The organism is Burkholderia sp. BCC0506, assembly GCF_902833145.1.
Lineage (GTDB): Bacteria > Pseudomonadota > Gammaproteobacteria > Burkholderiales > Burkholderiaceae > Burkholderia.
In genome coordinates this window covers 429,876-456,828 of the sequence record NZ_CADFEN010000006.1, presented here as the reverse complement: position 1 = coordinate 456,828, position 26,953 = coordinate 429,876, and the positions used below count along the sequence as shown (strand labels likewise).

Below are 26,953 nucleotides of genomic sequence, written 5' to 3'. Positions count from 1 at the left end.
TGTTTGCCGGGCCTCGACGCGTCGGTAGAATTCGCGGACCTCTCGAACGGCGCACGCGTGCCGGCGGGATGATCCTCTCCAATCATTCGGGGTCCGCACCATGAAATTGCTTCGCTCCATCCTGATCGTCGCGCTGCTGCAGGCCACCGCGGCCACCAGTGCGCTGGCGGCCGACGACCTGTCGCAGATCAAGTCGGCCGGCGTGTTCCGCGTCGGCACCGAAGGGACCTACGCGCCGTTTACGTACCACGACGAGACGGGCAAGCTGACGGGCTTCGACGTCGACATCGCGACCGCGATCGCGCAGCGTCTCGGCGTGAAGCCGCAGTTCGTCGAAGGCAAATGGGACGGGCTGATCGCGGGCCTCGACGTGAATCGCTACGACGCGGTCGTCAACGAAGTGTCGATCACCGACGCGCGCAAGGCGAAGTACGATTTCTCGACGCCGTACATCACGTCGCACGCGGTGCTGATCGTGCGCGCGGACAACACGACGATCCGCTCGTTCGACGACCTGAAGGGCAAGAAATCCGCGAACACGCTGACCAGCAATTTCGGCAAGCTCGCGGCCGCGCACGGCGCGGACGTGGTGCCCGTGCAAGGCTTCAACGAATCGATCGACCTGCTGACGTCCGGGCGCGTCGATGCGACGATCAACGATTCGCTGTCGTACCTCGATTTCCGCAAGCACAAGCCCGACGCGAAACTGAAGATCGCGGCGACCGACAAGAGCGGCGCGGGCGACGCGTCGGGCGTGCTGCTGCGCAAGGGCAACCCGGCGCTGGTGGCCGCGATCGACAAGGCGCTCGCGGACATCAAGGCGGACGGCACCTACGCGAAGATCTCGCAGAAGTACTTCGGCCGCGACGTGTCGCAGCCGTGACGCGAGGCTGATCGATGCCGGCCTGGCTGCACCTGATGGCGGAATCGCTGCGGCCCCTGCTTTACGCAGGGCTCGTGTTCACGGTTCCGCTCACGCTCGCGTCGTTCGCGATCGGCCTGTTGCTCGCGTTCGGCGCGGCGCTCGCGCGGCTGTTCGGACCGCGCTGGGCGCAGGCCGTCGTGCGGTTCTATATCTGGCTGTTCCGCGGCTCGCCGCTGCTCGTCCAACTGTTCGTGATCTTCTACGGATTGCCGAACGTCGGCATCGTGCTCGATCCGCTGACGGCCGCCGTGATCGGCTTCTCGCTGAACGTCGGCGCGTACAACGCCGAGGTGATCCGCGGCGTGATCGAATCGATCCCGAAGGGGCAGTGGGAGGCCGCGTACTCGATGTCGATGACGCGCGCGCAGGCGCTGCGCCGCGCGATCCTGCCGCAGGCCGCGCGCGTCGCGCTGCCCGCGCTGTCGAACTCGTTCATTTCGCTCGTGAAGGACACGTCGCTCGCGGCCGTGCTGACCGTGCCGGAGATCTTCCAGGCCGCGCAACGCATCGCGGCCGTGACCTACGAGCCGCTGATTCTCTATACCGAAGCCGCGCTGATCTACCTGCTGTTCAGCTCGGTGCTGTCGACGCTGCAACGCCGCCTCGAAACCCGCTTCGGCCGCCACGCGCTGTTCCACGCGGAGTTGCGATGATCCGGCTCGAACGCATCGACAAGTCGTTCGGCCAGCATCGTGTGCTGAGCGAGATCGACCTCGCGTTGCAGCCGGGCAGCGTGACGGCGCTGATCGGGCCGTCCGGCAGCGGCAAGAGCACGTTGCTGCGCTGCGTGAACCTGCTCGAAGTGCCGGAGGCGGGCACGCTCGCGGTCGGCGATGCGCGCATCGACTTCGTGCCGGGGCGCCGGCCGTCGCGCGACGCGGTGTTCGCGGTGCGCAAGCAGACCGGCATGGTGTTCCAGAACTTCCAGCTGTTTCCGCACCTGAGCGTCGTGCAGAACGTGATGGAGGGGCTCGTGACCGTGCAGCGCTGGCCGCGCGAGCGGGCGCGCCAACGGGCGCTTGCGCTGCTCGACAAGGTCGGCATCGCGGACAAGGCCGACGCATGGCCGGCCACGCTGTCGGGCGGCCAGCAGCAGCGCGTCGCGATCGCGCGGGCGCTCGCGCCGTCTCCGCAGGTGCTGCTGTGCGACGAACCGACGTCGGCGCTCGATCCGGAGCTGTCCGTCGAAGTGGTCGAGGTGCTGCGCCAGCTCGCGCGCGAAGGCACGACGATGCTGATGGCCACGCACGACCTGCGCCTGGCCGCGTCGATCGCGCACGACGCGGTGTTCCTCGCCGACGGCCGCATCGTCGAAGCCGGCGCATCGCGCGAGCTGTTCGGCCGGCCGCGCGACCCGCGTACCGCGAAGTTCGTCGCGACCCGCGCACAAGGCGTGCCGGCGTTCTGACGACGCGGCGCGATGTGGGGGGGGCGCTCAGCGTTGCGCGGGCGTGTCGGGCACCGTGGCGACGATCGCTTCCGGCGCATCCTCCTGAACCAGATGTCCCGCGTGCGGGACCCGGATCAGCTGGCCGTTCGCGATGCGATCGGCCAGCGCCTGCCCTTGTTCGAGCGGAATCCACTGATCGTCCTCGCCCCACACGATGCGCACAGGAAAATCCGGCGGCACGTAGCGGGCCTCCGCTTCCTCGATATAGCGTTGACGCATCTGCACGATCTGGCGATAGAACGCGGCTTGGCCGGCCGGCGTGAGCCACGGCGCACGGTAGATCGACAGCGCGTCGTCGCTCAACGGCCGCGCGACCGCATTGCCGAGATAGGCCGACACGAGCGCGCGATGCGCGTACGCGGGCAAGCCGGTGAACGCGGCTTCGTGCTGCGCGACGTGGCGCACGAACGGCGAGCCTTGCGGCGCGATCGCGACCGGGTTCACGAGCGTGAGATCCGCATACGCGATGCCGTCGAGAAAGTGCGCGCGCAGCGCGGTTGCGCCGCCGTAGTCGTGCGCGAGCACGCGTGGCCGCGACAGGTGCCATTCATTCAGCAGCGCACCGAACAGCACGTTCTGGCGGCCCAGCGACACGTCCGCGTCCGGCATGTCGGACTGGCCGTAGCCGAGCAGGTCGTAGAAATACACGCGATGGCGCCGCGCGAGCCACGGCGCGATCCGCCGCCAGACCTGCGACGAAAACGGCGTGCCGTGCACGAGCACGAGCGGCGGCCCTTCGCCGAGCGTGCCCCATGCAATCCGGTGACCTTCGAAATTGAAGCGGTTCGGGAGTTCGAGCATCGGCTTCTCCGTGCTAACCTGTTTTGGTTGTTAACAGGTTACGCCGGATTGTCCGGATGTGAAACCGATAGGTGAAAATAAATGGTTACTCGACCCGACCCGGCGCGACACGGGCACGACTGGCGCGCGGCCGATTTCGTCGGCGGCCATCCGGCACTCGACTTCCTCAACACGGTGGCCGACACGGGCAAGACGCGCGACGAAGAGAAACTCGTCGACTGGCCGGCCGTGCGTGCATGGGCCGGGAAAGCGCGGTTGCTGGCGCCGGACGATCTGGCGCGGCTGCTGCGTCGCCCGCGGCAGGATGGCCCCGACGAACTGGCGGCGCTGCACCGCTTTCGCGACGACGCGTACGCCGCGATCGCGCACCTGACGGCCGAAGACGGCGGCAGCGCGGGCACGCGCGCGGCGGACCGGCTTGCGGCGGCGATCCGCGAGGCGATCGGGCGCAGTACGTTCGACGCGGTCGGCGGCCGCTTCGCGTGGCGGCCCGATGCGCGTGCCGCGTCGCGCTGGGTCGATGCGGTCGCGCTCGGTTTCGAGCATCTGATGCGCAGCGACGATTTCGCACGCGTGCGGCAATGCGGCCGGTGTACGTGGTTCTTCGTCGATCGCGGCCGCGGCGTCGGGCGGCGATGGTGCGACATGCGCACGTGCGGGAATCGCGCGAAGGTGGAAGCGTTCAGGGAGCGGTGACGCGCGCGCCGTGACGGTTGTCGCGCCGCGCGTCGTTCATCGCGCGGCGTCGTGCGGCCGATGGTCGGGCCACAACGTCGCGGCGACGAACAGCCCGGCCGCCAGGAACGGCGCGCCGATCGCGAACAGGATGGCCGTGAGGCCCCAGCGATCCCAGAAGCGATCGACGAGCGCACGCTCGGGCGTGACGGGATCGTACAGCACGTTGACCGCGTCGCCTTCGTGCAGGCCCGGGTGCGACGACGCCGAGCCCTGGGCGAACGTGATCAGCCGCCCGCTGTCGGTCGTGAACGCGACGACGGCCGAATACAGCGCCGTGCGCGACCGCGACGACCGTCCGTTTTTCGCGATCTCGACCACGTGGCCGGTCGAACGCGCATAGTGGTGGACGATCTGCCACTGGCGCAGGCCGGCCGCGCCGGCGCCGGCGACGAAGCCCGTGCCGATCGCGATCGGAATCAGCACGATCGCGACATCCCAGCGGCGCCGGACCGGCTGACGTGCGGCGCGGCGCGGCGCCGGGTCCGATTGCCGTCGGCGTCGCTCGCCCGCGAGCAGCAAGCCGCCGATCGCGAACGACGCGGCGGCGAGCAGCGCCGGCACGGCCACCGGAAGCCAGCGTTGCGTGAAATCGTCGATCAGCGCGGGGCGCTCGGGATGGTCGGGGTCGAGCAGAACGTCGACGTTCTCGCCGATGTCGTATGCGGGAACCGTCGACGCGGTATTGCCGGCGACTTCGCGGCGCCGGCCGTCACTCGCGAGGTAGGCGACGATCGGCCGGTATGCGCGCATCGCATCGTTGTCCTGGACGATGCGCACGACCGTGCCCGGCGCGCGGACCAGGCGGCCGGGTTCCCGGCTTGCCGTGACGGCCAGTACGCCGGCCAGCACGAACAGGACGACACCGATCGTCAGCGCGACCAGCGCGTCCTTACCGGGCATGACGCGATCCGGTTCGTGCGTCGCGCGGATTCGGGTGTGCCCCGGTGAGCGGCCCATCGCGACGGACAGGCCGATATCGGCGCAACCATGCCCTCTGAATGGTCGCGTCTCGTTCACATGCTTCCATGTCTGACGTCCCATGTTCTCTCAGTGCCGGCGGGCAAATGGCGATGCCTGCGCCGGTCGTGTGATATTTGTCGGACGATTCTAGCGGAAACGATGCTCAACCGGCGTGCGATCGTGCCCGAGGAAGGTGCGCGCCGCGACGAATGCGGCGGCCAAAACGGAAAAGGCCGGTCAGCTTTCGCTGACCGGCCTTTGGAATTCCTGGTGGGGCGTGAGTGACTCGAACACTCGACCTACGGATTAAGAGTCCGCTGCTCTACCAACTGAGCTAACGCCCCCAACAGAAGAAAGATTATGCCGGGGTTTTCAGGACATGGCAAGCCCTTTCTGCAAATTTCCCGAAAATATTTCGTCACGCCGACGGCGGCTGTCGGCGGGATAACGAGCGATCGCAGTTGGCCCGCTCCCGGTATGATGACGTCCAACTGTTGCGCGGCGGTCGCGCAACGTTTTCTGGACATTCGAAGATGGACGAAAACGCAGTCCGCGAATTGCTGGATCGCCTGCTGGCCCCGTGGGTCCGCTCGCTGGGTCTGGTCCCCGTGTCGATCGGCGACGACAGCGTCACGCTGCGCCTGCCGTTTTCCGGCGAGTTCCGCCACTCGGGCGGCATCATCTGCGGCCAGGTGTTCACGGCGGCCGCCGATACCGCGATGGTGGTGGCGATCTCGGTTGCGCTCGGCGAATTCCGGCCGATGACGACGGTGTCGCTGAACACGAACTTCATGCGTCCCGTGCGCAAGGGCGACGTGCTCGTCACCGCGCGCGTGCTGCGGATGGGCCGCAATCTCGTGTTCGGCGAAGTCGAGCTGTTCGACGAGGACGGCAAGATGGCCGTTCACGCGACGTCGACCTACGCGCTCGTCAGCTGAGCGGCGCGATGTTCGACCAGATCGTCTTCGCGGGCGGCGGCAATCGCTGCTGGTGGCAGGCCGGTTTCTGGGACGTCGCGCAGCCGGCCCTCGACCTGCGCCCGCGCGTGATCACCGGCATCTCGGCCGGCGCGGCCACCGCATGCATGCTGTATACGCGCGACGCCGCCTGGGTGATGCGCTATTACGAAGAGGCGCTGCGCCACAACCGGAAGAATGCGTACTGGGGCAACCTGTTCGGGCGCGAGCCCGTGTTTCCGCACTACCGGATCTACCGCCAGGCGCTGCTCGACATCTACGGCGAGCCGTTCGCGAAGCTGGCCACGGCGCCGGAGATCCGCATCGGCGTGTCGCACGTGCCGCGCTGGCTCGGCGCGCGCAGCGCGGTCGCGGCCGGCCTCGTCGCATACAACATCGAGAAGTACGTGCGCAAGACGCTGCACCCGACGCTCGGGCGCACGCTCGGTTTTCGGCCCGAATTCGTGCGCGCGCAGGCCTGCACGCAAGTCGACGAACTCGCCGACCTGATCCTGCAGTCGTCGTGCACGCCGCCGTTCACGCCGGTGCTGCGGCGCGGCGGCCGGCCGGTGCTCGACGGCGGGATGGTCGACAACGTGCCGGTCGATGCGCTCGATCCGTCGCCGGGCGACGTGCTGGTGCTGGTCACGCGGCTGTATCCGCGTCCGCAGATGTTTACGGTCGCGCACGGCGACCAGCGGCGGCTGTACGTGCAGCCGTCGAGCAAGGTGCCGATTTCGAGCTGGGATTACACGAGCCCGTCGCAGATGCGGCATGCGTACGATCTCGGGCGGCGCGACGGCGAGCACTTCCTCACGCGCGTCGGCGCGATGACGGGCGGCCGCGTGGCCGCCTGACGAATGGGAACGAAACGACGGGCCCGCGCGACGCGCGGCCCGTGTGCGATCAGCGCTTGCGGATCGGCGTCAGCGCTTCCGGGTTGGCGACGCTCGACATGTCGCCGTCGTCGAACGCGAGAATGTTGCGGAATGCGGCACTGAAATACAGCTCGTAGCTTTCGCGTTCGACGTAGCCGATGTGCGGCGTGCAGATCACGTTTTCCATCCGCAGCAGGCTGTAGCCCTGCAGGATCGGCTCGCTTTCGAACACATCGATCGCGACCATCCCCGGACGGTTGTGCGACAGCGCGTTGACGAGCGCGTTGTCCTCGAGCAGCTCGGCGCGGCTCGTATTGACGAGCAGCGACGTCGGCTTCATCCGCATCAGGTCTTCCTGCTTCACGATCCCGCGCGTGTCGTCGTGCAGGCGCAGGTGCAGCGACAGCACGTCGCTCTGCTCGAACAGCGCTTCGCGGCTCTCGGCGGCCGTGTAGCCGTCGGTGCGCGCGGCCTCGAGCGAATGCTCGCGGCCCCAGATCAGCACGTTCATTCCGAACGCCTTGCCGTAGCCGGCGACGAGCCGGCCGATCTTGCCGTAGCCCCAGATGCCGAGGGTCTGGCCGCGCAGCACCTGGCCGAGGCCGAAGTTCGGCGGCAGCGCGGACGTCTTCAGGCCCGACTGCTGCCAGGCGCCCTGCTTCAGGTTCGCGACGTACTGCGGAATGCGGCGCTGGGCGGCCATCACGAGCGCCCAGGTCAGCTCGGCCGGCGCGACCGGCGAACCGGTGCCTTCGAGCACCGCGATGCCGCGGTCGGTACACGCGTCGAGATCGATGTGGCTCGATACGCGGCCGGTCTGGCTGATCATGCGCAGGTTAGGCAGCTTGGACAGCAACTGGGAAGTAATCGGGGTTCGTTCACGAATCAGCACGAGCGCCTCGACTTCCGCCAGACGGCTGGCGAGCTGTCCCAGGCCGCGCACCGTATTGTTGAAGACCTTTACGTCGTGACCGGCGAGCATCTCGAAGCAGTTCAGCTTGCGGACGGCGTCCTGATAGTCGTCGAGGATGGCAATTTTCATGGTGAACGGGGTGTCGCGCGTTGAAAGCGGCTGGGGCGGCGGCGCACGGTGCGCACCCATCCCGCCCGGCCGGGGCCGACATGATGCAACGTCGGCTGCCTTCGTGGTGTCTTTTTAACAGGTTGTTACGCTCCGCCGCAATTGGCGGCAGCCGCACCCGGCGCCGCCTGCATGACACGCGCACGGGTGCGCTGTTGTGTCGCATCAAACACGTCCTTCCTGATTCGGCCGCTTACTCGACGAGGTTCACCCAATTGTTGCTTCAAGCAGAATAATTGGATCAACTATCCGCGGAAGGCGAGGATTTTTGACTATTTTTATCGTCAACCGGCCCCTTGTTGAGCAACTCTGCATCATTTCCGCTGTCGTAGGAGAATTACGCATTTGCTTCATCTTTTTGAAGTTGTAACAGCGGCAGGAGTCGTTTATGGATCACTTGCAGTCGATGCGCGTGTTCGTCAAGGTTGCAGATCTCGGCAGTTTCGCGCGGGCCGCGAGCGCAATGGATATTTCCAACGCGGTCGCGACGCGCCACGTCGCCGATCTGGAAGGCCGGCTCGGCACGCGTCTGCTTAACCGCACCACGCGCAGCCTCTCGCTGACGGAGTCCGGTCAGGTCTATCTGGAGCGTGCCCGCCAGATCCTCGACGAGCTCGAGGATGTCGAGCAGATGGTCGTCGCGCGCAATCACGAGCCGGTCGGCACGCTGCGCATCGTGGCGCCGGTCGTGTTCGGCCTGCACAACCTCGCGCCCGTGCTGCAGTCGTACACGGAGAATTTCCCGAAAGTGGTGCCGGATCTCACGCTGGTCGACCGGCAGGTCGATCTGGTCGAGGAAGGCTTCGACGTCGGCATCGTCGTCACGCGCCAGATGCGCAGCGCGAGCATCGTCACGCGGCGCCTGACCACCGGCTGCATGACCGTGTGCGCGACGCCGAGCTATCTGGAGAAGCACGGCGTGCCGACTCATCCGGAGCAGCTCGCCGAGCACCCGGCCCTGAGCTTGCCGACCGAATACTGGGGCGACGAGCGCGTGTTCACGGGGCCGGACGGCGAAGTGCGCGTGCGCCCGACCAACGTGATCGTCGCGAACAACACCGCGATGCTGCGCCAGTTCGCGTTGCTCGGGATGGGCGTCGCGATCCTGCCGAGCTACCTGATCGGCAGCGACATCGCGCGCGGCGCGCTCGTGCGGCTGCTGCCGGATTTCCGGCTGCCGCAGGTCGAGATCAACATCGCTTACCCGAGCCGGCGCCATCTGCCGGCGAAGGTGCGCACGTTCATCGACCATCTCGTCGAGCATTTCAGCCACTCGACCGACGTGATGATGGGCGAACAGTGGGCCGCACAGGGCGCGACGCTGCCGCCGATCGGCGTCGAGATGCGTGCCGAGCAGCCCGAATCGACCGATCCGAACCTGCAGCCGCGTGTCGCGCGCTCGCCGCGCACGCGCGTGGCGGCGCCGTCGCCGCTGTAACGGCTCGGCGGCCGGCCGCGCAACGGGCCGGCGCAAAGAAAAACGCGGATCGACCGATCCGCGTTTTTTTATGGCTGCGTGCGGAAGCCGGACGCGCCGCAAGCAGCGCCCGGCGTCCGGGCCGTCACGAACCCGTCTTGCGCGCGGTCGTCTTCCGAGCGGCGGTCTTGCGGGCCGGTGCCGGTTTCTCTTCGGCGCCTTCGGTCACGGTTTCGGCATCCTTCGTCGCCGATTTGGCCGTTTTCTTCGCGGCGGCGGCCTTCGGTTCCTTCTTCTCGAACTCGAAGCCGATCTTGCCGTCCGGCTGCTTCACGAGGAACGCCTTGAAGTTGCGGCCGGTACGCGACGACTTGAAGTTCGGCAGCAGATCCGTGCGGCCGTCGGCAAGCAGCTTGCCCATCTGCTCGCGCGTGATTTCCTGCTGCAGGATCACCTTGCCCGAGCGGAAGTCGCAGGTCTTCGGGTTCGCCACCGAGTGCTCGCACACGTAGCTCATCCCGTGCTCGAACACGCGGCCCTTGCACTTCGGGCACGCGCCGACCGGTTCCTGCGCGGAGAAGTCGGGCGCCTCGCCTTCCTCGCCGCCCTGGTCCTGGCCGAAATCGAACTCGAGCTTGTAGTTCTTCGTCTCGTCGTCGAACGACAGCTTGAGGATCGCCGAGAACGGGCGGCCCATCTTGCTGCGGAACCCGGACAGCGGCCCGATTTCCTTCTTCTGCAGCAGTTCCTCGACTTCCGGGATCTCGAACTGCCGGCTGCCCGGGATCTTCGAGATCGAGAAGTCGCACTTCGTGCACGCGAAGCGCCGGTAGTTTTCCTTCACCTGGCCGCCGCAGTTCGGGCACGGCGTCTCGAGCGTCGCGTAGTCGCCCGGGATCGTGTCGGAATCGTATTCCTTCGCGCGCTTGACGATCTGCTGCGTCATGCGGGCGATTTCCTGCATGAACGCGTCGCGCCCGAGGTTGCCGCGCTCCATCTGCGACAGCTTGTATTCCCACTCGCCGGTGAGCTCGGGGGCGGTCAGTTCCTTCACGCCGAGGCCGCGCAGCAGCGTCATCAGCTGGAACGCCTTCGCGGTCGGGATCAGTTCGCGGCCTTCGCGCAGCAGGTACTTCTCGCCGAGCAGGCCTTCGATGATCGCCGCGCGGGTCGCCGGCGTGCCGAGGCCCTTCGCGGCCATCGCCTCGCGCAGCTCGTCGTCCTCGACCAGCTTGCCCGCGCCTTCCATCGCGGACAGCAGCGTCGCTTCCGAGTAGCGTGCGGGCGGTTTGGTCACGAGCGCGACGGCGGCGATTTCGTCCGTCTTCACCTTCTCGTCCTTCTGCACCGGCACGAGGTTCGCATCCGCGCCTTCGGCGTCGCGGCCGTACACCTGCAGCCAGCCCGGCTCGACGAGCACCTTGCCTTCGGTCTTGAAGTGATGGCCGGCGACTTCGGTGATGCGCGTCGTCACGCGGAATTCGGCTGCCGGGAAGAACACCGCGAGGAAGCGCTTCACGACCATGTCGTACAGCTTCTGCTCCGGTTCGGACAGCGACTTCGGCGCCTGCAGCGTCGGGATGATGGCAAAGTGGTCGCTGATCTTCGAGTTGTCGAAGATCCGCTTGTTCGGCTTCACCCAGCCCTTGTCGAGCACCTGCTTCGCATGCGGCAGGTAGTTGTGGCTCTCCTTGAGCATCTCGAGCGTGGACTGGACCGTCGACAGGTAGTCTTCCGGCAGCGCGCGCGCATCGGTACGCGGGTAGGTCAGCACCTTGTGCTTTTCATACAGCGCCTGGGCGAGGCCAAGCGTGTTCTTCGCGGAGAAGCCGAAGCGGCTGTTCGCCTCGCGCTGCAGGCTCGTCAGGTCGAACAGCAGCGGCGACAGTTGCGTCGACGGCTTCGATTCCTCGGACACCGTGCCGACCTGGTCGCGGCAGGCCGCGACGATCGTTTCGGCAGCCGGCAGACTCCACAGACGGGAGTCGCGCTTTTCCGGATCGAATTCGTCGCGCTTGAATTTCGGGTCGAACCACTTGCCTTCGTAGAAGCCGGCCGCGCAGGCGAATTCCGCCTTGACTTCCCAATAGTCGCGCGGGACGAAGCGGCGGATTTTCTCTTCGCGTTCGACGACGATCGACAACGTCGGCGTCTGGACGCGGCCGACGGTGGTCAGGAAGAAGCCGCCGCCCTTGCTGTTGAACGCGGTCATCGCGCGGGTGCCGTTGATCCCGACGAGCCAGTCGGCTTCCGAGCGGCAGCGTGCGGCGTCGGCGAGCGGCTGCATGTCCGAGTCGCTGCGCAGGTTCGCGAAACCGTCGCGGATCGCCTGCGGCGTCATCGATTGCAGCCACAGACGCTGGACCGGCTGCTTCGCCTTCGCGTGCTGCGCGATCAGGCGGAAAATCAGCTCGCCTTCGCGCCCCGCGTCGCATGCGTTGATCAGGCGGTCGACGTCCTTGCGCTTCATCAGCTTCGTGAGCACCTTGAGGCGCGACTCGCTTTTTGCGATCGGATTCAGGTCGAAATGCGGGGGAATGACGGGCAGATGCGCGAAGCTCCATTTGCCGCGCTTGACCTCGTACTCCTCCGGGGCGGCGATTTCCAGCAGGTGGCCGACAGCGGACGAAAGGACGAAATCGTCGCTCTCGTAATACTCGTCATGCTTGGTAAAGCCGCCCAAAGCGCGTGCGATGTCGTTCGCGACAGAAGGCTTTTCCGCAATGATCAGTGCTTTGGACATGACAGGTGTGTGTTGGTAGACCGGGTTCGCCCGGTTGTGGGTCCCTTTTACGACCGCTTTATAGCACACGCCGCAGCGACGGCGGCTCAGCGTGTAAAAAGCGGCTCATCATAGAGGGGGGCCGCAATGGCGGCAAGCGCCCGGCGCGGCGGCGCGCGCAAACCGGCGCAAAACCGCCGCGCCGGCTCGCGAATTCAGGCTTCGACGTTCAGGACGTCGCGCAATTTCGGTGCGTGCGGCGTACCGGGTACCGCGCTCAGGTCGGACAGCATGCGCTCGACGATCGCCGCGTGCGGCAGCACCGTGCCGAAGAAGCGTGCGGTGTGGGCGTCCTCGATCAGGATGGTCGGGAAGTTCTCGACGTCGAGATCGTCGAGCCGGTCGGCATGGGTTTCGATGTCGATCCAGGCGAAGCAGGCGTCCGGATGCGCGTCGGCGAGCTGGTCGAAGGCGGCCCGGTAGTCGCGGCACGTGCCGCACCACTCGGCGCACAGGCAGGCGACCAGCAACGTGCCGGGATCGGCGAGGCGCTCGGCGATCCGATCCGCATCGGTGTCGAGATTCAGCGCGGGCATGGAATTCCTTGGGTAGCGTCGGCGGCCGGGCCGCCCTATGCCGGGGAATGTAGCACGCCCCGCGCAGAGGGGGTGGGCGCCGCGTCAAGCCGCGCGAACCGCCCGCCGGCGACGCTCGCGACGCGGCCGGCCAGTTCCAGCGCGAGCAGCGCGCCATGCAGCGCGTCGTCGGACAGGCCGCTGTGCTCGGCGAGCCATTCGTATGTCACGGGGCCGTATCCGAGGGCGGCGAGCACGGCCTGTTCCGCCGGGCTGCCCGGCGGCGGGGCTTCGATTCGGGGTGCCGCGACAGCCGCGACGGCGCGATCCGCTTGCGCCGCGCCGGCAGTGTCGGGCTCGCGCCTTTCGCCAGTGTCCGAGCCCCGGTTGCCGGCGCGCGGCGTGCCTCCTGTCGTGCACGCCGCCGGTTCGCCCAGCCCGTATTCCTCGAGCACGTCGAGCGGCGCCGCGGTGAGCTTCGCGCCGTCGCGGATCAGCGCGTGGCAGCCCTGCGCGAGCGGCGCGTGGATCGAACCGGGCATCGCGAACACATCGCGCCCCAATTCGTTCGCGAGCCGCGCGGTGATCAGCGAACCCGAGCGCGGGGCGGCCTCGACGACGAGCACGCCGATCGCGAGCGCGGCGATCAGCCGGTTGCGCTGTGGAAAATGCGCGGCGCGGGCCGGCGTGCCGAGCGGCCATTCCGAGACGATCGCGCCGTGCGCGGCGATCTCGTGGGCGAGCGCGCGGTGCCGCGCCGGATAGACGAGATCGGCGCCCGTCGCGATCACCGCGACGGTGCCGGACCGGCCGTCGAGCCCGCCACGGTGCGCGGCGCCATCGATCCCGAGCGCCAGGCCCGAGACGATCGTGAGGCCGGCGTCGGACAACGCGTGGGCGAAGTGCGTGGCGTCGGCGAGCCCCTGCGGCGTCGCATGGCGGCTGCCGACCACGGCGAGGCCTCGAGCGTGCAGCAGGTCGAGCCGCCCCTTTACATATAGCAGCGGCGGCGGATCGTGCAGGTCGCGCAGCCGCGGCGGGTAGGCCGGATCGCTCAGCGTGACGAGCATGTTGCCCGGCGCGTCGAGCCACGCGAGCACGGCGTCGGTGCGCGTCTCTAGATCGTCGCGCTCGCTCGCGCGCACGGCCTGCGCGGCGGCGGGGCTGGTCACGGCGGCGATCGTCTGGTCGGACGCGCGCAGCAACGCCGCCGGCGAGCCGAATGCCGCGAGCAGCACCTGCAGCACGGCGGGCGACAGACCGGGCGCATGCGCGAGCTGCAGCCATGCGCGCAGCACGGGAGGCGTCAGTGCTTGCGGCGACATGAGGCGGCCCTCGAATGCGGCGGCCAGCGGAGCGCGTGGCGCCATGATAAAATTTTCATCATCCGAAATACTCGACAAGGCCGTGCGCGCAGGCGCGCGGCCGATTGCAGGAGGCGCGATCCGCGGCATTGATATGCCACGCATCCGCCTCATCTTCATTGCATCCCGGCGGCGGCGCCAGCCGGCCGGATGGCCGATGCGGCACGCCGCTTCACCGAATACCGAACACCATGGCTTTGCTCAATATTCTTCACTACCCCGACAAGCGGCTGCACAAGGTCGCGAAGCCCGTCGACAAGGTCGACGACCGAATCCGCAAGCTCGTCGCCGACATGGCCGAGACCATGTACGCGGCGCCCGGCATCGGCCTGGCGGCCACGCAGGTCGACGTGCACGAGCGCGTGATCGTGATCGACGTCTCCGAGGAGAAGAACGAGCTGCGCGCGTTCATCAACCCGGAGATCGTGTGGTCGAGCGACGCGAAGCAGACCTACGAAGAAGGCTGCCTGTCGGTGCCCGGCATCTACGACGAAGTCGAACGCCCCGACCACGTGCGCGTGCGCGCGCTCAACGAGCAGGGCGAGACGTTCGAGCTCGACTGCGAAGGCCTGCTCGCCGTGTGCGTCCAGCACGAGATGGATCACCTGATGGGCCGCGTATTCGTCGAGTACCTGTCGCCGCTCAAGCAGACGCGCATCAAGACGAAGATGAAGAAACTCGAACGCGCGATGTGATGCGCGTGCGCCCAGCCCGACCCCGAACGCTGTCATGACCCATACGTTGCGCGTGATTTTTGCCGGCACGCCGGAATTCGCCGCGGCTGCCCTTGCCGCGATCCACGAGGCCGGTTTTCCGGTGCCGCTCGTGCTTACCCAGCCCGATCGCCCGGCCGGCCGCGGGATGAAACTCCAGGCAAGCGCCGTGAAGCGCTACGCGGTCGAGCACGGAATGACCGTCGCGCAGCCGCCGTCGCTGCGCCGCGCGGGCAAGTACCCGGCGGAGGCGGCCGACGCGATCGAGCTGCTGCGCACGACGCCGCACGACGTGATGGTGGTGGCCGCGTACGGGCTGCTGCTGCCGCAGGAAGTGCTCGACATTCCGCGCGCCGGCTGCATCAACATTCACGCGTCGCTGCTGCCGCGCTGGCGCGGCGCCGCACCGATCCATCGCGCGATCGAGGCCGGCGACGCCGAGACGGGCGTCACGCTGATGCAGATGGACGTCGGCCTCGACACCGGCGCGATGATCGAGGAGGCGCGCACCGCGATTGCGCCCGACGATACGACCGCGACGCTGCACGATCGCCTCGCCGCCGCCGGCGCGCGGCTGATCGTCGACGCGCTCGTGCGGCTCGAACGCGACGGCACGCTGCCGGCGACGCCGCAGCCGGCCGGCGGCGTGACCTACGCGGAAAAGATCGGCAAGCACGAAGCGGCGCTCGACTGGCGCAAGCCTGCCGACGTACTCGCGCGCCAGGTGCGTGCGTTCGATCCGTTCCCGGGCGGCGTCGCGACGCTCGACGGCGCGGCCATCAAGCTGTGGGCGGCCGAGCCCGTGGCGGCGCGCGGCGCGATTGCGACCGAGGCGCCCGGCACGATCGTCGAAGCCGCGCCGGAAGGCGTGGTGGTCGCATGCGGCAGCGGCGCGCTGCGGGTCACCCAGTTGCAGAAACCCGGCGGCAAGCGGCTGCCCGCGCGGGAATTCCTCGCCGGTTCGCCGCTCGCCGCGGGCCAGCGTTTCGCGCTGCCCGACGTCGGCTGACAGGACTTGAGCGCCATTCGACCCGGTCCGCCGGCCCGGCGCAACTGGCCGGACGGCCGAGTCGCGCGGGGCGGCACGCACGCGTAGAATTTCCCTGCGCTCTCCGGTTTCGAGGTTTCCATGTTCGGCATCACCCATTTCGGCTTCTTCGTGTTCGCGGTTTTTCTGCTGAACATCACGCCCGGCCCCGATACGGCGTACATCGTCGGCCGCAGCGTCGCGCAGGGGCGCGTCGCGGGGCTGATGTCGGCATTCGGCATTTCGGCCGGCTGCTGCGTCCACGCGCTCGCATGCGCATTCGGCCTCACCGCGCTGCTGGCGGCGTCGGCCACCGCATTCACGGTGATCAAGCTGGTCGGCGCGGCCTACCTGATCTACCTCGGCGTGCGGATGATCGTCGCGAAGCAGGTCGCCGCGCCGTCGGGCGCCGAAGCCGCGCGGGCCGCGGCCGCCCAGCCGCTGCGCCGGCTGTTCATGCAGGGTTTCTGGACCAACGTGCTGAATCCGAAGGTCGTGCTGTTCTTCGTGTCGTTCTTCCCGCAGTTCGTGTCGGCCGACAGTCCGCACAAGGCATGGGCGTTCCTCGCGCTCGGTGCGGTGTTCGTCGCGATGAGCACGGTCTGGACGAGCCTGGTCGCGTGGGTGGCGGGCAGCGTCACGCGGCGCTTTTCCGGCAAGCCGGGTGTCAAGAAGTGGCTCGACCGCACGGTCGGCAGCGCGTTCGTCGGTCTCGGCCTGCGTCTTGCAGCTTCGCAACGCTGAGATTGAATTTTTCCGGCAAGACCTTATCTAACAAATCGCTTACAATTTTCCGTCGCGCCCTGTGATGCGCGGCGGGTCCCCTGACGGATAAGGAGTGGGTATGTTCAATTGGGTCAAAACGGCGATGCTGATGGCCGCGATCACGGCCCTGTTCATCGTGATCGGCGGAATGATCGGCGGTTCGCGCGGCATGACGATCGCGCTGCTGTTCGCGCTCGGCATGAATTTCTTCTCGTACTGGTTCTCGGACAAGATGGTGCTGCGCATGTACAACGCGCAGGAAGTCGACGAGAGCACGGCGCCGCAGTTCTACCGGATGGTGCGCGAGCTGGCCACGCGCGCGAACCTGCCGATGCCGCGCGTCTACCTGATCAACGAGGATGCGCCGAATGCATTCGCGACGGGCCGCAACCCCGAGCACGCGGCGGTCGCCGCGACGACGGGCATCCTGCGCGTGCTGTCGGAGCGCGAGATGCGCGGCGTGATGGCGCACGAGCTCGCGCACGTGAAGCACCGCGACATCCTGATCTCGACGATCACCGCGACGATGGCGGGCGCGATCTCGGCACTCGCGAACTTTGCGATGTTCTTTGGCGGGCGCGACGAGAACGGCCGGCCGGCCAACCCGATCGCGGGCATCGCCGTCGCGCTGCTCGCCCCGATCGCAGGCGCCTTGATCCAGATGGCGATTTCGCGGGCCCGTGAGTTCGAAGCGGACCGCGGCGGCGCGCAGATCTCCGGCGATCCGCAGTCGCTCGCCACCGCGCTCGACAAGATCCATCGCTATGCGGCGGGCATCCCGTTCCAGGCGGCCGAGGCGCATCCGGCCACCGCGCAGATGATGATCATGAACCCGCTGCACGGCGGCGGCCTGCAGAACCTGTTTTCGACGCACCCGGCCACCGAGGAGCGCATCGCGCGCCTGATGGAGATGGCGCGCACCGGCCGCTTCGACTGAGCCCGGCGTACCGCGCGGCCGTTGCCGCGTGGTGTCGCCCCGCCACCCCGCATGCCCTGCGCTGCGGGGTGTTTCATTGGTGCGCCCCGTCGTGCGTGCGGTAAAGGGGCCAAAGGCGCAGCACGGCCGCACGCTACAATGCGCGGTTTGGGATCGCCGGGCCATCTGGCGGTGGCGATCCCGCCGTTTGCCGCATTCGTTTGCTGCCCCTGATTGCCGCGCCTGCTTGCCGATTCCGCACCGATGACACGACCCCGTTCTTCCGCTTCGACTTCTTCCGGCCGCCCGGCGCGCCTGGCGGCGCTGCATCTGGCGCCCGATTCGCTCGGCTTCGCGCTCGACGCGGCCGCGCAGGCGGTCGATGCGGTACGGCGCGGCACCGCGTTGCCGGCGGCGCTGTCGGCGGTGTTCGCGCAGATGTCGTCCGGTGCGCAGGCGCTCGCACGCGGTGCGACGCAGGACGTCGCCTACCGGACGATGCGGCGCTTGGGCAGCGCGGACTGGCTGATCGGCCGGTTCGTCAGCAAGGCGCCGCCCGCGCACGTGCACGCGGTGCTCGCCGGCGCGTTCGCGTTGCTGCTCGACCCGGCGGACGAGGCCGCGTACCCGGCGTTCACGGTGGTCGACCAGGCCGTCACCGTGATCGGTGCGCGGCGTGAGTTCGCGTTCGCGAAGGGGATGGTCAATGCGGTGCTGCGCCGCTTCCTGCGCGAGCGCGACGCGCTCGTCGCGGCGATGCGCGACGACCCGGTCGCGCACTGGAACTACCGCGCGTGGTGGGTCGATGCGGTGAAGCGGGCATGGCCCGACGCATGGCAGGCGATCCTCGCGGCCGGCGAGCGTCAGGGGCCGCTGACACTGCGCGTGAATGCGCGCCGCGCGAGCGTCGATGCGTATCTCGACACGTTGCGCGCGAGCGGAATCGAAGCGACCGCGATCGGCCGGCATGCGGTGCGGCTCGCGTCGGCGCTGCCGGTGGATCGCATTCCGGGCTTCGCTGACGGCGTGGTGTCGGTGCAGGACGCCGGCGCGCAGCTCGCGGCCGAATGGCTCGGCGCGCGCGACGGCATGCGCGTGCTCGACGCGTGCGCGGCGCCCGGCGGCAAGACGGGCCATATTCTCGAACTTGCCGAGGCGGACGTCGTCGCGCTCGAAAGCGACGCGACGCGCGCGGCGCGCATCGGCGAGAATCTCGAGCGCCTGTCGCTCGCCGCGAACGTGTGCGTCGGCGATGCAGGCGCGCCGGACGCGTGGTATGACGGGCGCCCGTTCGATCGCATCCTGGCCGACGTGCCGTGCTCGGCGTCCGGCATCGTGCGGCGGCATCCCGACATCCGCTGGCTGCGCCGCGAGGCCGACATCCCGGCGCTCGTCGCGGAGCAGCGTCGCATCCTGTCGGCGCTGTGGCCGCTCGTGAAGCCGGGCGGCGAACTGCTTTACGTGACCTGTTCGATCTTCCCCGAAGAAGGCGAATGGCAGGCCCGCTGGTTTGAAGCGGCCTGTGAAGATGCGGTACGATTGGACGCCCCCGGCCAACTGCTGCCGGGCGGCGTGCAGGGACGGGCGGCCGCCGGCGCACTCGACCAGAACACCGATCACGACGGATTTTTCTACGCGCGGTTTCAGAAACGGTGACGATCAAACACCTTTTTCCATTTCGGCTCGCGGCCGTCTTGCTGGTTGCGTTGACGCTGTGCGTGGCCATCGTCCGGCCGGCGCACGCCGAGTCGATCGCCGTGCAGCGCGCGTCGCTCCAGGCCGACGGAAGCGGCTGGAGCCTCGACGCGCGTTTCGACTTCGAACTGAATCCGAGCCTCGAGGATGCCGTGAACAAGGGCATCCCGCTTTACTTCACGACCGACTTCGAACTGAGCCGCGCACGCTGGTACTGGTTCGACGAGCAGCCGGTGGCGGTCACGCAGACGATCCGCCTGTCGTTCCAGCCGCTCACGCGCGAATACCGCGTGTCGACGGGCGGCCTGCAGCTCGGCTTCCCGTCGCTGAAGGATGCGCTCGCGGTGGTCCGCCACATCACGTCGTGGCACGTGATCGACCGCAACCAGGTGCGCGCGGGCGAAACCTACACGGCGTCGGTGCGGATGCAGCTCGACACGGCGCTGATGCCGAAGCCGTTCCAGGTCGATGCGGTGAACAACCGCGACTGGACGCTCGGGTCGGACTGGAAGCGCTTCAACTTCACGGTGACCGAACGTGCTAAATAAAGTGCGCCGCGCGGCCAGCGGGAAGAGCCTCCTCATCCGCGTGATCGTCTCGACCGTCGCGCTGACCGCCCTGCTGCTGCTCGTGCTGCTCGCGGCCGCGAGCGCGAACACCGAATTCTTCGACCGCTACTACTCGTGGCTGTACGCGACGAACATCGTCGTCGCGCTCGTGTTCCTGCTCGTGGTGCTCGGGCTGATCGGGATGATCGTCGTGCGCCTGAGGAAGGGCAAGTTCGGCACGCGGCTGCTCGCGAAGCTCGCGGTGTTCTTCGCGCTCGTCGGCGTGGTGCCGGGCGGGATCATCTACATCGTGTCGTACCAGTTCGTGTCGCGCAGCATCGAGTCGTGGTTCGACGTGAACGTCGAGACGGCGCTGACGGCCGGCCTGAACCTCGGCCGCGGGATGCTCGATGCGTCGCTGTCCGATCTGCAGACGAAGGCGCGGCTGATGTCCGACCAGCTCGCGAGCGTCGATGCGAACACGAACGGCACGACGCTCACGCTGCTGCGGCTGCGCGACCAGTTCGGCGTGCAGGACGCGACGATCGTCGAGCCGAGCCGCGGCGGCTCGGGCGCCGCACCCGACCTGCACATCGTCGCGCAGGCGTCGGGCAATTTCGCGGCGCTGATTCCGGACGACCTGCCGACGCCGCTGATGCTGAGCCAGGCGCGCGAACACGGCGCGTATGCGGCGATCGAGGGCGAAGTCGACGGCGACCCGCGCGCGCACGGCGCGAAGGGCGCGCTGCGGCTGCGCGTCGTGCGGCCGATTCCCGATGCGACGACGTCGCTGCTGCAGCCGGCGGAGCGGTTCCTGCAGCTCACGCAGCCGGTGCCGCCCACGCTCGCGCACAACGCGGATGCCGTGCAGCGCGCGTACCGCGAGTACCAGGAAAAGTCGCTCGGCCGCACGGGTCTGCGCAAGATGTACATCGGCACGCTGACGCTCGCGCTGTTCCTCGCGACCTTCATCGCGATGATGCTCGCGCTCGCGCTCGGCCAGCAGCTCGCGCGGCCGCTGTTCCTGCTCGCGCAGGGCACGAAGGAGATCACGGAAGGCGACTACACGCCCAAGCGCGAGATCAAGACGCGCGACGAGCTCGGCTTCCTCACGCAGTCGTTCAACGCGATGACGCGCCAGTTGTCCGAGGCGCGGCTCGCGGTCGAGAAGAACCGCATCGCGCTCGAGCATTCGAAGACGTATCTCGAGAGCATCCTCGCGAACCTGACGGCCGGCGTGTTCGTGCTCGACCGGCAGTTCCGGCTGACGACGGCCAATCGCGGCGCCGAGCGGATCTTCCGGCAGCCGTTCAACGCGCTGATCGGCACGACGCTCGACCGGATCGGCGTGGCCGCCGGGTTCGGCGCGATGGTGCGCAAGGCGTTCGCCGATCGCGAGGCGGCGTCCGACGGCGGCGGCGGCGATCGCGGCCACTGGCAGCAGCAGTTCGCGATCGAGGTGCCGGGCGAGACCGATCCGCTGACGCTGCTCGTGCGCGGCACGCGCCTCGTGTCGACGGTCGAGGGGCAGGCCGACGATCCGCAGACGTCCGGTTACGTCGTCGTGTTCGACGACATCTCCGACGTGATTTCCGCGCAGCGTTCGGTCGCGTGGGGCGAGGTCGCGCGGCGGCTCGCGCACGAGATCAAGAATCCGCTGACGCCGATCCAGCTGTCGGCCGAGCGGCTGCAGATGAAGCTGTCGGACAAGCTCGCGCCGCCCGACGCGGACGTGCTCAAGCGCGGCGCGACGATGATCGTGAACCAGGTGGCCGCGATGAAGCGGATGGTCGACGATTTCCGCGAATACGCGCGCACGCCGCCGGCGGTGCTCGCGAACCTGCAGTTGAACGATCTGGCGAGCGAGGTGCTCGGGCTGTACGGCGTCGGCGAAGGCAAGAGCCCGATCGTCGCCGAGCTCGCGCCGTCGCTGCCGGTGATTCGCGGCGACGCGACGCAATTGCGCCAGGTGATTCACAACCTGCTGCAGAATGCGCAGGATTCGGTCGCGGAGTCCGCGCATCCGCGTGTGTTGATCGAAACCAAGACAGTAGAATATGGCGACCCGGACGCGGAGGGCAAAACGCGCGTCGCGGTACGTCTTACCGTGTCCGACAACGGGCCCGGTTTTCCGGCACGCATCCTGACCCGCGCGTTCGAGCCTTACGTGACGACGAAGGCGAAGGGCACGGGGCTCGGGCTGGCCACGGTCAAGAAAATCGTTGACGAGCACGGCGCGCGGATCGATCTGCGCAATCGCATGCACGGCGAGACCGTCGAGGGTGCGCAGGTGTCGATCCTCTTCCTGCAGATGGCGAGCGATACGCCAGGCGCCGAACCGGGCGCACAGGACGGGGCGACGCCCGCCAAGACAAAAGCAAGTGAGCAGACAAAGGCAGCGTAAATGGCAACCATCCTGGTGGTAGATGATGAAATGGGCATCCGGGAATTGCTCTCGGAGATCCTCAGCGACGAAGGACATGTCGTCGAGGCGGCGGAGAACGCGCAGGCCGCGCGGGAATACCGGCTGAATCAGGCGCCCGATCTCGTGCTGCTCGATATCTGGATGCCCGATACCGACGGCGTCACGCTGCTCAAGGAATGGGCGGCGCAGGGGCTGCTGACGATGCCCGTGATCATGATGTCCGGGCACGCGACGATCGATACGGCCGTCGAGGCGACCAAGATCGGCGCGCTCGATTTCCTCGAGAAGCCGATCGCGCTGCAGAAGCTGCTGAAGGCGGTCGAGCACGGTCTCGCGCGCGGCGCGGCGCCGGTGTCCGCGAACGCGGCGGCGAAGGCGGGCGCCGGGCCGGCCGCGGGGCCGGCGGCGGTCGCATCCGCGGCGGCGCTGCCGACGCTCGGCGACGACATGGCGTCGGCGCTCGGCCTCGCGGGCCAGACGGCCGCGATCCCGTTCGACATCCCGCTGCGCGAAGCGCGCGATGCGTTCGAGCGCGCGTACTTCGAATATCACCTCGCGCGCGAGAACGGCAGCATGACGCGCGTCGCGGAGAAGACGGGCCTCGAGCGCACGCACCTGTATCGCAAGCTCAAGCAGCTCGGCGTCGAGCTCGGCAAGAAGCCGTCCGAAGGCGCGCTGTAAAATATTTTGCGAAAGCACTTGCTCAGGGACGAAGAGCTCGATATACTTTCATTCTTCGTTGGCCCGGTAGCTCAGTTGGTAGAGCAGCGGATTGAAAATCCGCGTGTCGATGGTTCGATTCCGTCCCAGGCCACCAGCATTTAAAACCCCAAGAATCGGAAGGTTCTTGGGGTTTTTCGTTTGTGGTGGGTATTGCGTGAGGTGGGCGGCGGGCCCGGCAGCATTCGCCGGGGCATGATAAAATCCGTGCCCGCTCAATGACTTAGCGCATCGCTTCATGCGCATGGCAGGCTGCCCGCGGCGCGCCTGCCGTGGCGCGCGGCAACGATGCCGCGCGATGAGCGGTATAAGCGCGCCGCCGCATTCGCGGCCGACCGCGCTGCCTATACTGGTCGAGCCGGCGCAGGCCGGCCGCGTCGGGCCGTCCGGCGGCCGCCGGCCTCGGGACGCAGCGCGACGCGAGCCTACACATTCACGGAGTATCACGGTGATTCGGACAGACGCTAAAGACGGCGCGCTCGTGTTGTTTTCCGGCGGGCAGGACTCGGCCACGTGCGTGGCGTGGGCCCTCGAACGCTACCAGACGGTCGAGACGCTCGGCTTCGATTACGGGCAGCGTCATCGCGTCGAACTCGAGTGTCGCGAAGGCGTGCGCGAAGCGCTGAAGCGCAAGTTTCCGGCGTGGTCGGACCGGCTCGGCGACGATCACATGATCGACCTGTCGGTGCTCGGCGCGATCAGCGATACCGCGATGACGCGCACGATCGAGATCGAGACGGCGGCGAACGGCCTGCCGAACACGTTCGTGCCGGGCCGCAACCTGATGTTCATGACGATCGCCGCGGCGATCGCCTATCGCCGCGGGCTGCGCGTGCTGGTCGGCGGGATGTGCGAGACCGATTTTTCCGGCTATCCCGACTGCCGCGACGACACGATGAAGGCGCTGCAGGTCGCGCTGAATCTCGGGATGGACACGCGCATGGTGCTCGAGACGCCGCTGATGTGGCTCGACAAGGCGCAGACCTGGCAGCTCGCCGAACAGCTCGGCGGCGAGGCGCTCGTCGAGCTGATCCGCGTCGAGACGCACACGTGCTACGTGGGCGAGCGCGCGGAATTGCACGACTGGGGCTTCGGCTGCGGCGAATGCCCGGCGTGCAAGCTGCGCAAGCGCGGCTACGAAGCCTACCTGAAGGGCGAGCGGGTGACCGAAGCGCCGCTGTGACGCGGCGGCGCGGGCAGCGCTTGATGGACAACGGATTCTGATCGACAACGAGCGGCGCGAGCCGGACGAAGCACGATGACTTACGCGGTCAAGGAAATTTTCTACACGTTGCAGGGCGAGGGCGCGAACGCGGGCCGGCCGGCCGTGTTCTGCCGGTTCGCCGGCTGCAACCTGTGGTCGGGCCGCGAGGAGGATCGTGCGGAGGCCGTGTGCCGCTTCTGCGATACGGACTTCGTCGGCACCGACGGCGAGAACGGCGGCAAGTTCAAGGACGCCGCGGCGCTCGTCGCGACGATCGCCGGCCTGTGGCCGGACGGCGAAGCGCACCGCTTCGTCGTCTGCACGGGCGGCGAGCCGATGCTGCAGCTCGACCAGCCGCTCGTCGACGCGCTGCATGCGGCGGGCTTCGAGATCGCGATCGAGACCAACGGTTCGCTGCCCGTGCTCGAATCGATCGACTGGATCTGCGTGAGCCCGAAGGCCGATGCGCCGCTCGTCGTCACGAAGGGCAACGAACTGAAGGTCGTCGTGCCGCAGGACAACCAGCGGCTCGCCGATTACGCGAAGCTCGACTTCGAATATTTCCTCGTCCAGCCGATGGACGGCCCGTCGCGCGACCTCAACACGAAGCTCGCGATCGACTGGTGCAAGCGTCATCCGCAGTGGCGGCTGTCGATGCAGACCCACAAATATCTGAACATTCCCTGAGCCACGGCTTTTGACATCGTGCTGATTACCCGAAAACTCGAATTCGACGCGGGCCACCGCATTCCCGATCACCGCAGCCAGTGCAGGAACCTGCACGGCCATCGCTACGTGCTCGAAATCACGCTGCGCGGCGATCTCGTCGATACCGAGGGGGCGCCCGACCGCGGCATGGTGATGGATTTCGCCGACGTGAAGGCGCTCGCGATGGAGCACCTCGTCAGCAAGTGGGACCACGCGTTCCTCGTCTACGCGCGCGACGAGGTCGTGCGCTCGTTCCTCGAGCAGATGGCCGACCACAAGACCGTCGTGATCGACCGGATCCCGACCGTCGAAAACCTCGCGGCGATCGCGTTCGACCTGCTCGCGAACGTGTACGACGCGCACTACGGCGTGAACCTGCGCCTCGAGCGCGTGCGTCTGTACGAAACGCCGAACTGCTGGGCCGACGTCGAGCGCCAGCCCGGCCGCTGATCCTGCCTTCCCCGGCAGCCCATGCCGTGCGGCGCGGGCTGCCCGTCGCCGCGCCTTGCGGCGTCGCCTTCCCTTGCGCCCCGCCGCCGCGTCTGCCTGCGCGTCGGCACGGCTTCCCTCCGTCGGTTCCCGCATTCCGCATGCCGCCGCGCTATGATCGTCGTGCGGCGCCGAACAACGCTCGCATGACCCATTGCGCGGCCCGCGCTGTCAGATCGGCCGTGCCGGGCCGACTCACGTTCTCCGGCGCGTAATCTGCCACCGCCGTGCTGCGGTTGCCCGGCGGCGTGCGTTCCGCTTCGCCTGTTGCTGGTCCCGTTCGATTGCCGTTCCGGAGGCCGTATCGATGAGCACGCTCACCAATTCCCTCAAACAACGCCTGCGCGACGGTGACGAGCCGCTGTACGGCCTGTGGCTGTCGCTCGGCAGCGAATCGGCCGCGGAAGCGCTCGCGCATGCCGGTTACGACTGGCTCTGCATCGACATGGAGCATGCGCCGAACGACAGTCGCGACGTGGCGTCGCAACTGCGCGCGATTGCCGCGGCGCACCTGCCGAGCGAGCCCGTCGTGCGCGTGCCGGCGCGCGAGCCGTGGCTCGTGAAGCGCGCGCTCGACGCCGGCGCGCGCACGCTGATGTTCCCGTGCATCGAGACGCCCGACGACGCCGCGCACGCGGTGCGGCTCACGCGCTTCCCGTCGCCCGACACGCCCGACGGGCTGCGCGGCGTCGCGGGCATGGTACGCGCGGCGGCGTTCGGCATGCGCCGCGACTACCTGCAGACGGCGAATGCGCAAGTCGCGGTGGTCGTGCAGATCGAATCGGCGCGCGGCGTCGACGAAGTCGAGCGGATCGCGGCGACGCCCGGCGTCGATTGCCTGTTCGTCGGCCCGGCCGATCTCGCGGCGAGCCTCGGCCATCTCGGCGATATCCGTCACCCGGACGTCGAAACCGCGGTGGCGCGGGTGCTCGCGGCCGGCAAGCAGGCGGGCGTCGCGGTCGGCATCTTCGCGGGCGATACGGCGGCCGCGCGCCAGTATCGCGAGGCCGGCTACCGGATGATCGCGGTGTCGGCCGACGTGAGCTGGCTGTTGCGCGCGACGCGGCAGGCGCTGCAGGAGGTACGGTCATGAACGGCGCAGACGGTGCGTGCCTCAGGCGCGCGCGAATCGGGGCGATGGTCGGCCTGTGGGCCGTATGGGCGGCGGCCGCCGCGCAGGGCGCGCCGCAAGCGAAGCCCGATCCGTCGCGCGAGACGCAATCGGCGGTCGCCGACTACAACGCCGGCGACTATCGCGCGGCGCTCGTGCAGTTCCACGATGCGGCCGAGCGCGGCGATCGCCTCGCGCAGTTCAATTACGCGATGATGCTGCTGACGGGCGAAGGCGTGACGGCGAACGTCGACGAAGGGCTGCGCTGGCTCAAGCGCGCGGCGGAAGCGAACATGTCGCATGCGCAGTACGTGTACGGCCGGATGTTCGACGATGGCGAGTTCGTCGCGCGCAATCCGGCTGAAGCGCATCGCTGGTTCCTGCGGGCCGCGAAGCAGGGGCACGTGCAGGCCGAACTGTCGCTCGCGAACCAGTTCCTCGACGGGCGCGGCACGCCGCGCGACAACCGGCAGGCGTTCGCGTGGTACAAGCAGGCCGCCGACGCGGGCGAGCCGACCGCACAGTACGTGACCGCGTCGTTCTACGAGCGCGGCGGCGACGGCGTCGCGCAGAACCTGAACATCGCGCGGGCGTATTACGCGGCGGCGGCCGCGCAGGGCGACGAGACCGCCGGGATGAAATTCAAGGAGCTGAGCGCGCGGCTGAAGGCGCCGGCATCGGGCGCCGGCGCGGAGCCGGGCAAGCCGCATGCGCCGCCGCAGTGAGCGGCCCCGCCCAATGAAAAACGGCGCCTCGGCGCCGTGT

26 protein-coding genes and 2 tRNA genes are annotated in these 26,953 nt (G+C 68.1%); 21 read left to right on the top strand and 7 right to left on the bottom strand.

Annotation, left to right across the window (positions count from 1 at the left end; genetic code table 11):
• Nucleotides 1–100 precede the first annotated feature (100 nt).
• Genes HWX62_RS17190 through HWX62_RS17180 form a run of 3 tightly spaced genes read left to right on the top strand, consistent with a single transcriptional unit; the run spans nt 101 to nt 2,333 of the window.
• Nucleotides 101–883: an amino acid ABC transporter substrate-binding protein gene (locus tag HWX62_RS17190; RefSeq protein WP_175932820.1), complete on the top strand. Its 783-nt coding sequence runs from the start codon at nt 101–103 to the stop codon at nt 881–883.
• A gap of 14 nt (nt 884–897) precedes the next feature.
• Nucleotides 898–1,578, top strand: a complete 681-nt coding sequence (locus HWX62_RS17185; protein WP_175932821.1) for an amino acid ABC transporter permease — start codon at nt 898–900, stop codon at nt 1,576–1,578.
• Entirely contained in the window at nt 1,575–2,333 is a 759-nt protein-coding gene (locus HWX62_RS17180) for an amino acid ABC transporter ATP-binding protein (protein ID WP_175932822.1), read from the top strand. The genes HWX62_RS17185 and HWX62_RS17180 overlap by 4 nt, the downstream gene beginning before the upstream one ends.
• A gap of 27 nt (nt 2,334–2,360) precedes the next feature.
• Here the strand turns inward: HWX62_RS17180 and HWX62_RS17175 are convergent, their stop codons facing one another.
• The gene (locus tag HWX62_RS17175) at nt 2,361–3,176 is read right to left on the bottom strand and encodes an alpha/beta hydrolase (RefSeq protein WP_175932823.1); all 816 of its coding nucleotides are present in this window, start codon (nt 3,174–3,176) and stop codon (nt 2,361–2,363) included.
• 81 nt (nt 3,177–3,257) lie between these two features.
• On the opposite strand from HWX62_RS17175, the gene HWX62_RS17170 reads away from it, so the two are divergent.
• Nucleotides 3,258–3,872: a CGNR zinc finger domain-containing protein gene (locus tag HWX62_RS17170; protein ID WP_175932824.1), complete on the top strand. Its 615-nt coding sequence runs from the start codon at nt 3,258–3,260 to the stop codon at nt 3,870–3,872.
• Between the two features lie 36 nt (nt 3,873–3,908).
• On the opposite strand, the gene HWX62_RS17165 is transcribed toward HWX62_RS17170, so the two are convergent.
• Complete coding sequence (locus HWX62_RS17165; RefSeq protein ID WP_175932825.1) at nt 3,909–4,955, bottom strand: DUF3592 domain-containing protein; 1,047 nt, start codon at nt 4,953–4,955, stop codon at nt 3,909–3,911.
• Between the two features lie 187 nt (nt 4,956–5,142).
• Nucleotides 5,143–5,218 (bottom strand) — tRNA-Lys (locus HWX62_RS17160).
• Nucleotides 5,219–5,407: 189 nt separating this feature from the next.
• Here HWX62_RS17160 and HWX62_RS17155 point away from each other — a divergent pair.
• Entirely contained in the window at nt 5,408–5,812 is a 405-nt protein-coding gene (locus HWX62_RS17155; RefSeq protein ID WP_059232891.1) for a PaaI family thioesterase, read from the top strand.
• An 8-nt stretch (nt 5,813–5,820) separates the two neighbouring features.
• A complete protein-coding gene (locus HWX62_RS17150; protein WP_175928154.1) occupies nt 5,821–6,687 on the top strand; it encodes a patatin-like phospholipase family protein in 867 nt (288 codons plus the stop codon).
• 49 nt (nt 6,688–6,736) lie between these two features.
• On the opposite strand, the gene HWX62_RS17145 is transcribed toward HWX62_RS17150, so the two are convergent.
• Entirely contained in the window at nt 6,737–7,750 is a 1,014-nt protein-coding gene (locus HWX62_RS17145) for a D-2-hydroxyacid dehydrogenase family protein (protein WP_175928153.1), read from the bottom strand.
• 427 nt (nt 7,751–8,177) lie between these two features.
• Here HWX62_RS17145 and HWX62_RS17140 point away from each other — a divergent pair, with 427 nt between their 5' ends.
• Nucleotides 8,178–9,227 carry a LysR family transcriptional regulator gene (locus tag HWX62_RS17140; protein ID WP_175928152.1) on the top strand — a complete coding sequence of 350 codons (1,050 nt, stop codon included), beginning with the start codon at nt 8,178–8,180 and terminating at the stop codon, nt 9,225–9,227.
• 124 nt (nt 9,228–9,351) lie between these two features.
• Here the strand turns inward: HWX62_RS17140 and HWX62_RS17135 are convergent, their stop codons facing one another.
• The 3 genes from HWX62_RS17135 to dprA all read right to left on the bottom strand — a co-directional run bounded on the left by HWX62_RS17135 (nt 9,352) and on the right by dprA (nt 13,873).
• A complete protein-coding gene (locus tag HWX62_RS17135) occupies nt 9,352–11,949 on the bottom strand; it encodes a DNA topoisomerase III (RefSeq protein WP_175928151.1) in 2,598 nt (865 codons plus the stop codon).
• Nucleotides 11,950–12,143: 194 nt separating this feature from the next.
• Nucleotides 12,144–12,524 (bottom strand): thioredoxin family protein, encoded by a 381-nt coding sequence (locus HWX62_RS17130; protein ID WP_175928150.1) that lies wholly within the window; start codon nt 12,522–12,524, stop codon nt 12,144–12,146.
• Nucleotides 12,525–12,559: 35 nt separating this feature from the next.
• Nucleotides 12,560–13,873 carry a DNA-processing protein DprA gene (gene dprA, locus HWX62_RS17125; RefSeq protein WP_175928149.1) on the bottom strand — a complete coding sequence of 438 codons (1,314 nt, stop codon included), beginning with the start codon at nt 13,871–13,873 and terminating at the stop codon, nt 12,560–12,562.
• 185 nt (nt 13,874–14,058) lie between these two features.
• Here dprA and def point away from each other — a divergent pair, with 185 nt between their 5' ends.
• The 14 genes from def to HWX62_RS17055 all read left to right on the top strand — a co-directional run bounded on the left by def (nt 14,059) and on the right by HWX62_RS17055 (nt 26,913).
• Entirely contained in the window at nt 14,059–14,562 is a 504-nt protein-coding gene (gene def / locus HWX62_RS17120; RefSeq protein ID WP_006485794.1) for a peptide deformylase, read from the top strand.
• Nucleotides 14,563–14,596: 34 nt separating this feature from the next.
• Nucleotides 14,597–15,589: a methionyl-tRNA formyltransferase gene (fmt, locus tag HWX62_RS17115; RefSeq protein WP_175928148.1), complete on the top strand. Its 993-nt coding sequence runs from the start codon at nt 14,597–14,599 to the stop codon at nt 15,587–15,589.
• 120 nt (nt 15,590–15,709) lie between these two features.
• Complete coding sequence (locus tag HWX62_RS17110; protein ID WP_175928147.1) at nt 15,710–16,351, top strand: LysE family translocator; 642 nt, start codon at nt 15,710–15,712, stop codon at nt 16,349–16,351.
• 100 nt (nt 16,352–16,451) lie between these two features.
• Nucleotides 16,452–17,309: a zinc metalloprotease HtpX gene (gene htpX / locus HWX62_RS17105; RefSeq protein WP_034208696.1), complete on the top strand. Its 858-nt coding sequence runs from the start codon at nt 16,452–16,454 to the stop codon at nt 17,307–17,309.
• 243 nt (nt 17,310–17,552) lie between these two features.
• A complete protein-coding gene (gene rsmB / locus HWX62_RS17100; RefSeq protein ID WP_175928146.1) occupies nt 17,553–18,944 on the top strand; it encodes a 16S rRNA (cytosine(967)-C(5))-methyltransferase RsmB in 1,392 nt (463 codons plus the stop codon).
• Nucleotides 18,941–19,531 (top strand): DUF4390 domain-containing protein, encoded by a 591-nt coding sequence (locus tag HWX62_RS17095; protein WP_175928145.1) that lies wholly within the window; start codon nt 18,941–18,943, stop codon nt 19,529–19,531. The genes rsmB and HWX62_RS17095 overlap by 4 nt, the downstream gene beginning before the upstream one ends.
• A complete protein-coding gene (esaS, locus tag HWX62_RS17090) occupies nt 19,521–21,935 on the top strand; it encodes a sensor histidine kinase EsaS (RefSeq protein ID WP_175928144.1) in 2,415 nt (804 codons plus the stop codon). Before HWX62_RS17095 ends, esaS begins: the two co-directional genes overlap by 11 nt.
• The gene (esaR, locus tag HWX62_RS17085; protein ID WP_175928143.1) at nt 21,936–22,637 is read left to right on the top strand and encodes a response regulator transcription factor EsaR; all 702 of its coding nucleotides are present in this window, start codon (nt 21,936–21,938) and stop codon (nt 22,635–22,637) included.
• A 60-nt stretch (nt 22,638–22,697) separates the two neighbouring features.
• Nucleotides 22,698–22,773: transfer RNA gene (locus HWX62_RS17080), tRNA-Phe, on the top strand.
• Nucleotides 22,774–23,124: 351 nt separating this feature from the next.
• Nucleotides 23,125–23,859 (top strand): 7-cyano-7-deazaguanine synthase QueC, encoded by a 735-nt coding sequence (gene queC, locus HWX62_RS17075; RefSeq protein WP_059501429.1) that lies wholly within the window; start codon nt 23,125–23,127, stop codon nt 23,857–23,859.
• A gap of 75 nt (nt 23,860–23,934) precedes the next feature.
• Complete coding sequence (gene queE, locus HWX62_RS17070) at nt 23,935–24,567, top strand: 7-carboxy-7-deazaguanine synthase (protein ID WP_175928142.1); 633 nt, start codon at nt 23,935–23,937, stop codon at nt 24,565–24,567.
• Nucleotides 24,568–24,585: 18 nt separating this feature from the next.
• Nucleotides 24,586–25,038 (top strand): 6-carboxytetrahydropterin synthase QueD, encoded by a 453-nt coding sequence (gene queD / locus HWX62_RS17065; protein WP_006482561.1) that lies wholly within the window; start codon nt 24,586–24,588, stop codon nt 25,036–25,038.
• 346 nt (nt 25,039–25,384) lie between these two features.
• Nucleotides 25,385–26,170, top strand: a complete 786-nt coding sequence (locus HWX62_RS17060) for an HpcH/HpaI aldolase/citrate lyase family protein (RefSeq protein ID WP_175928141.1) — start codon at nt 25,385–25,387, stop codon at nt 26,168–26,170.
• Nucleotides 26,167–26,913: a tetratricopeptide repeat protein gene (locus HWX62_RS17055; RefSeq protein ID WP_175928140.1), complete on the top strand. Its 747-nt coding sequence runs from the start codon at nt 26,167–26,169 to the stop codon at nt 26,911–26,913. The genes HWX62_RS17060 and HWX62_RS17055 overlap by 4 nt, the downstream gene beginning before the upstream one ends.
• The last annotated feature ends 40 nt before the right edge of the window (nt 26,914–26,953 follow it).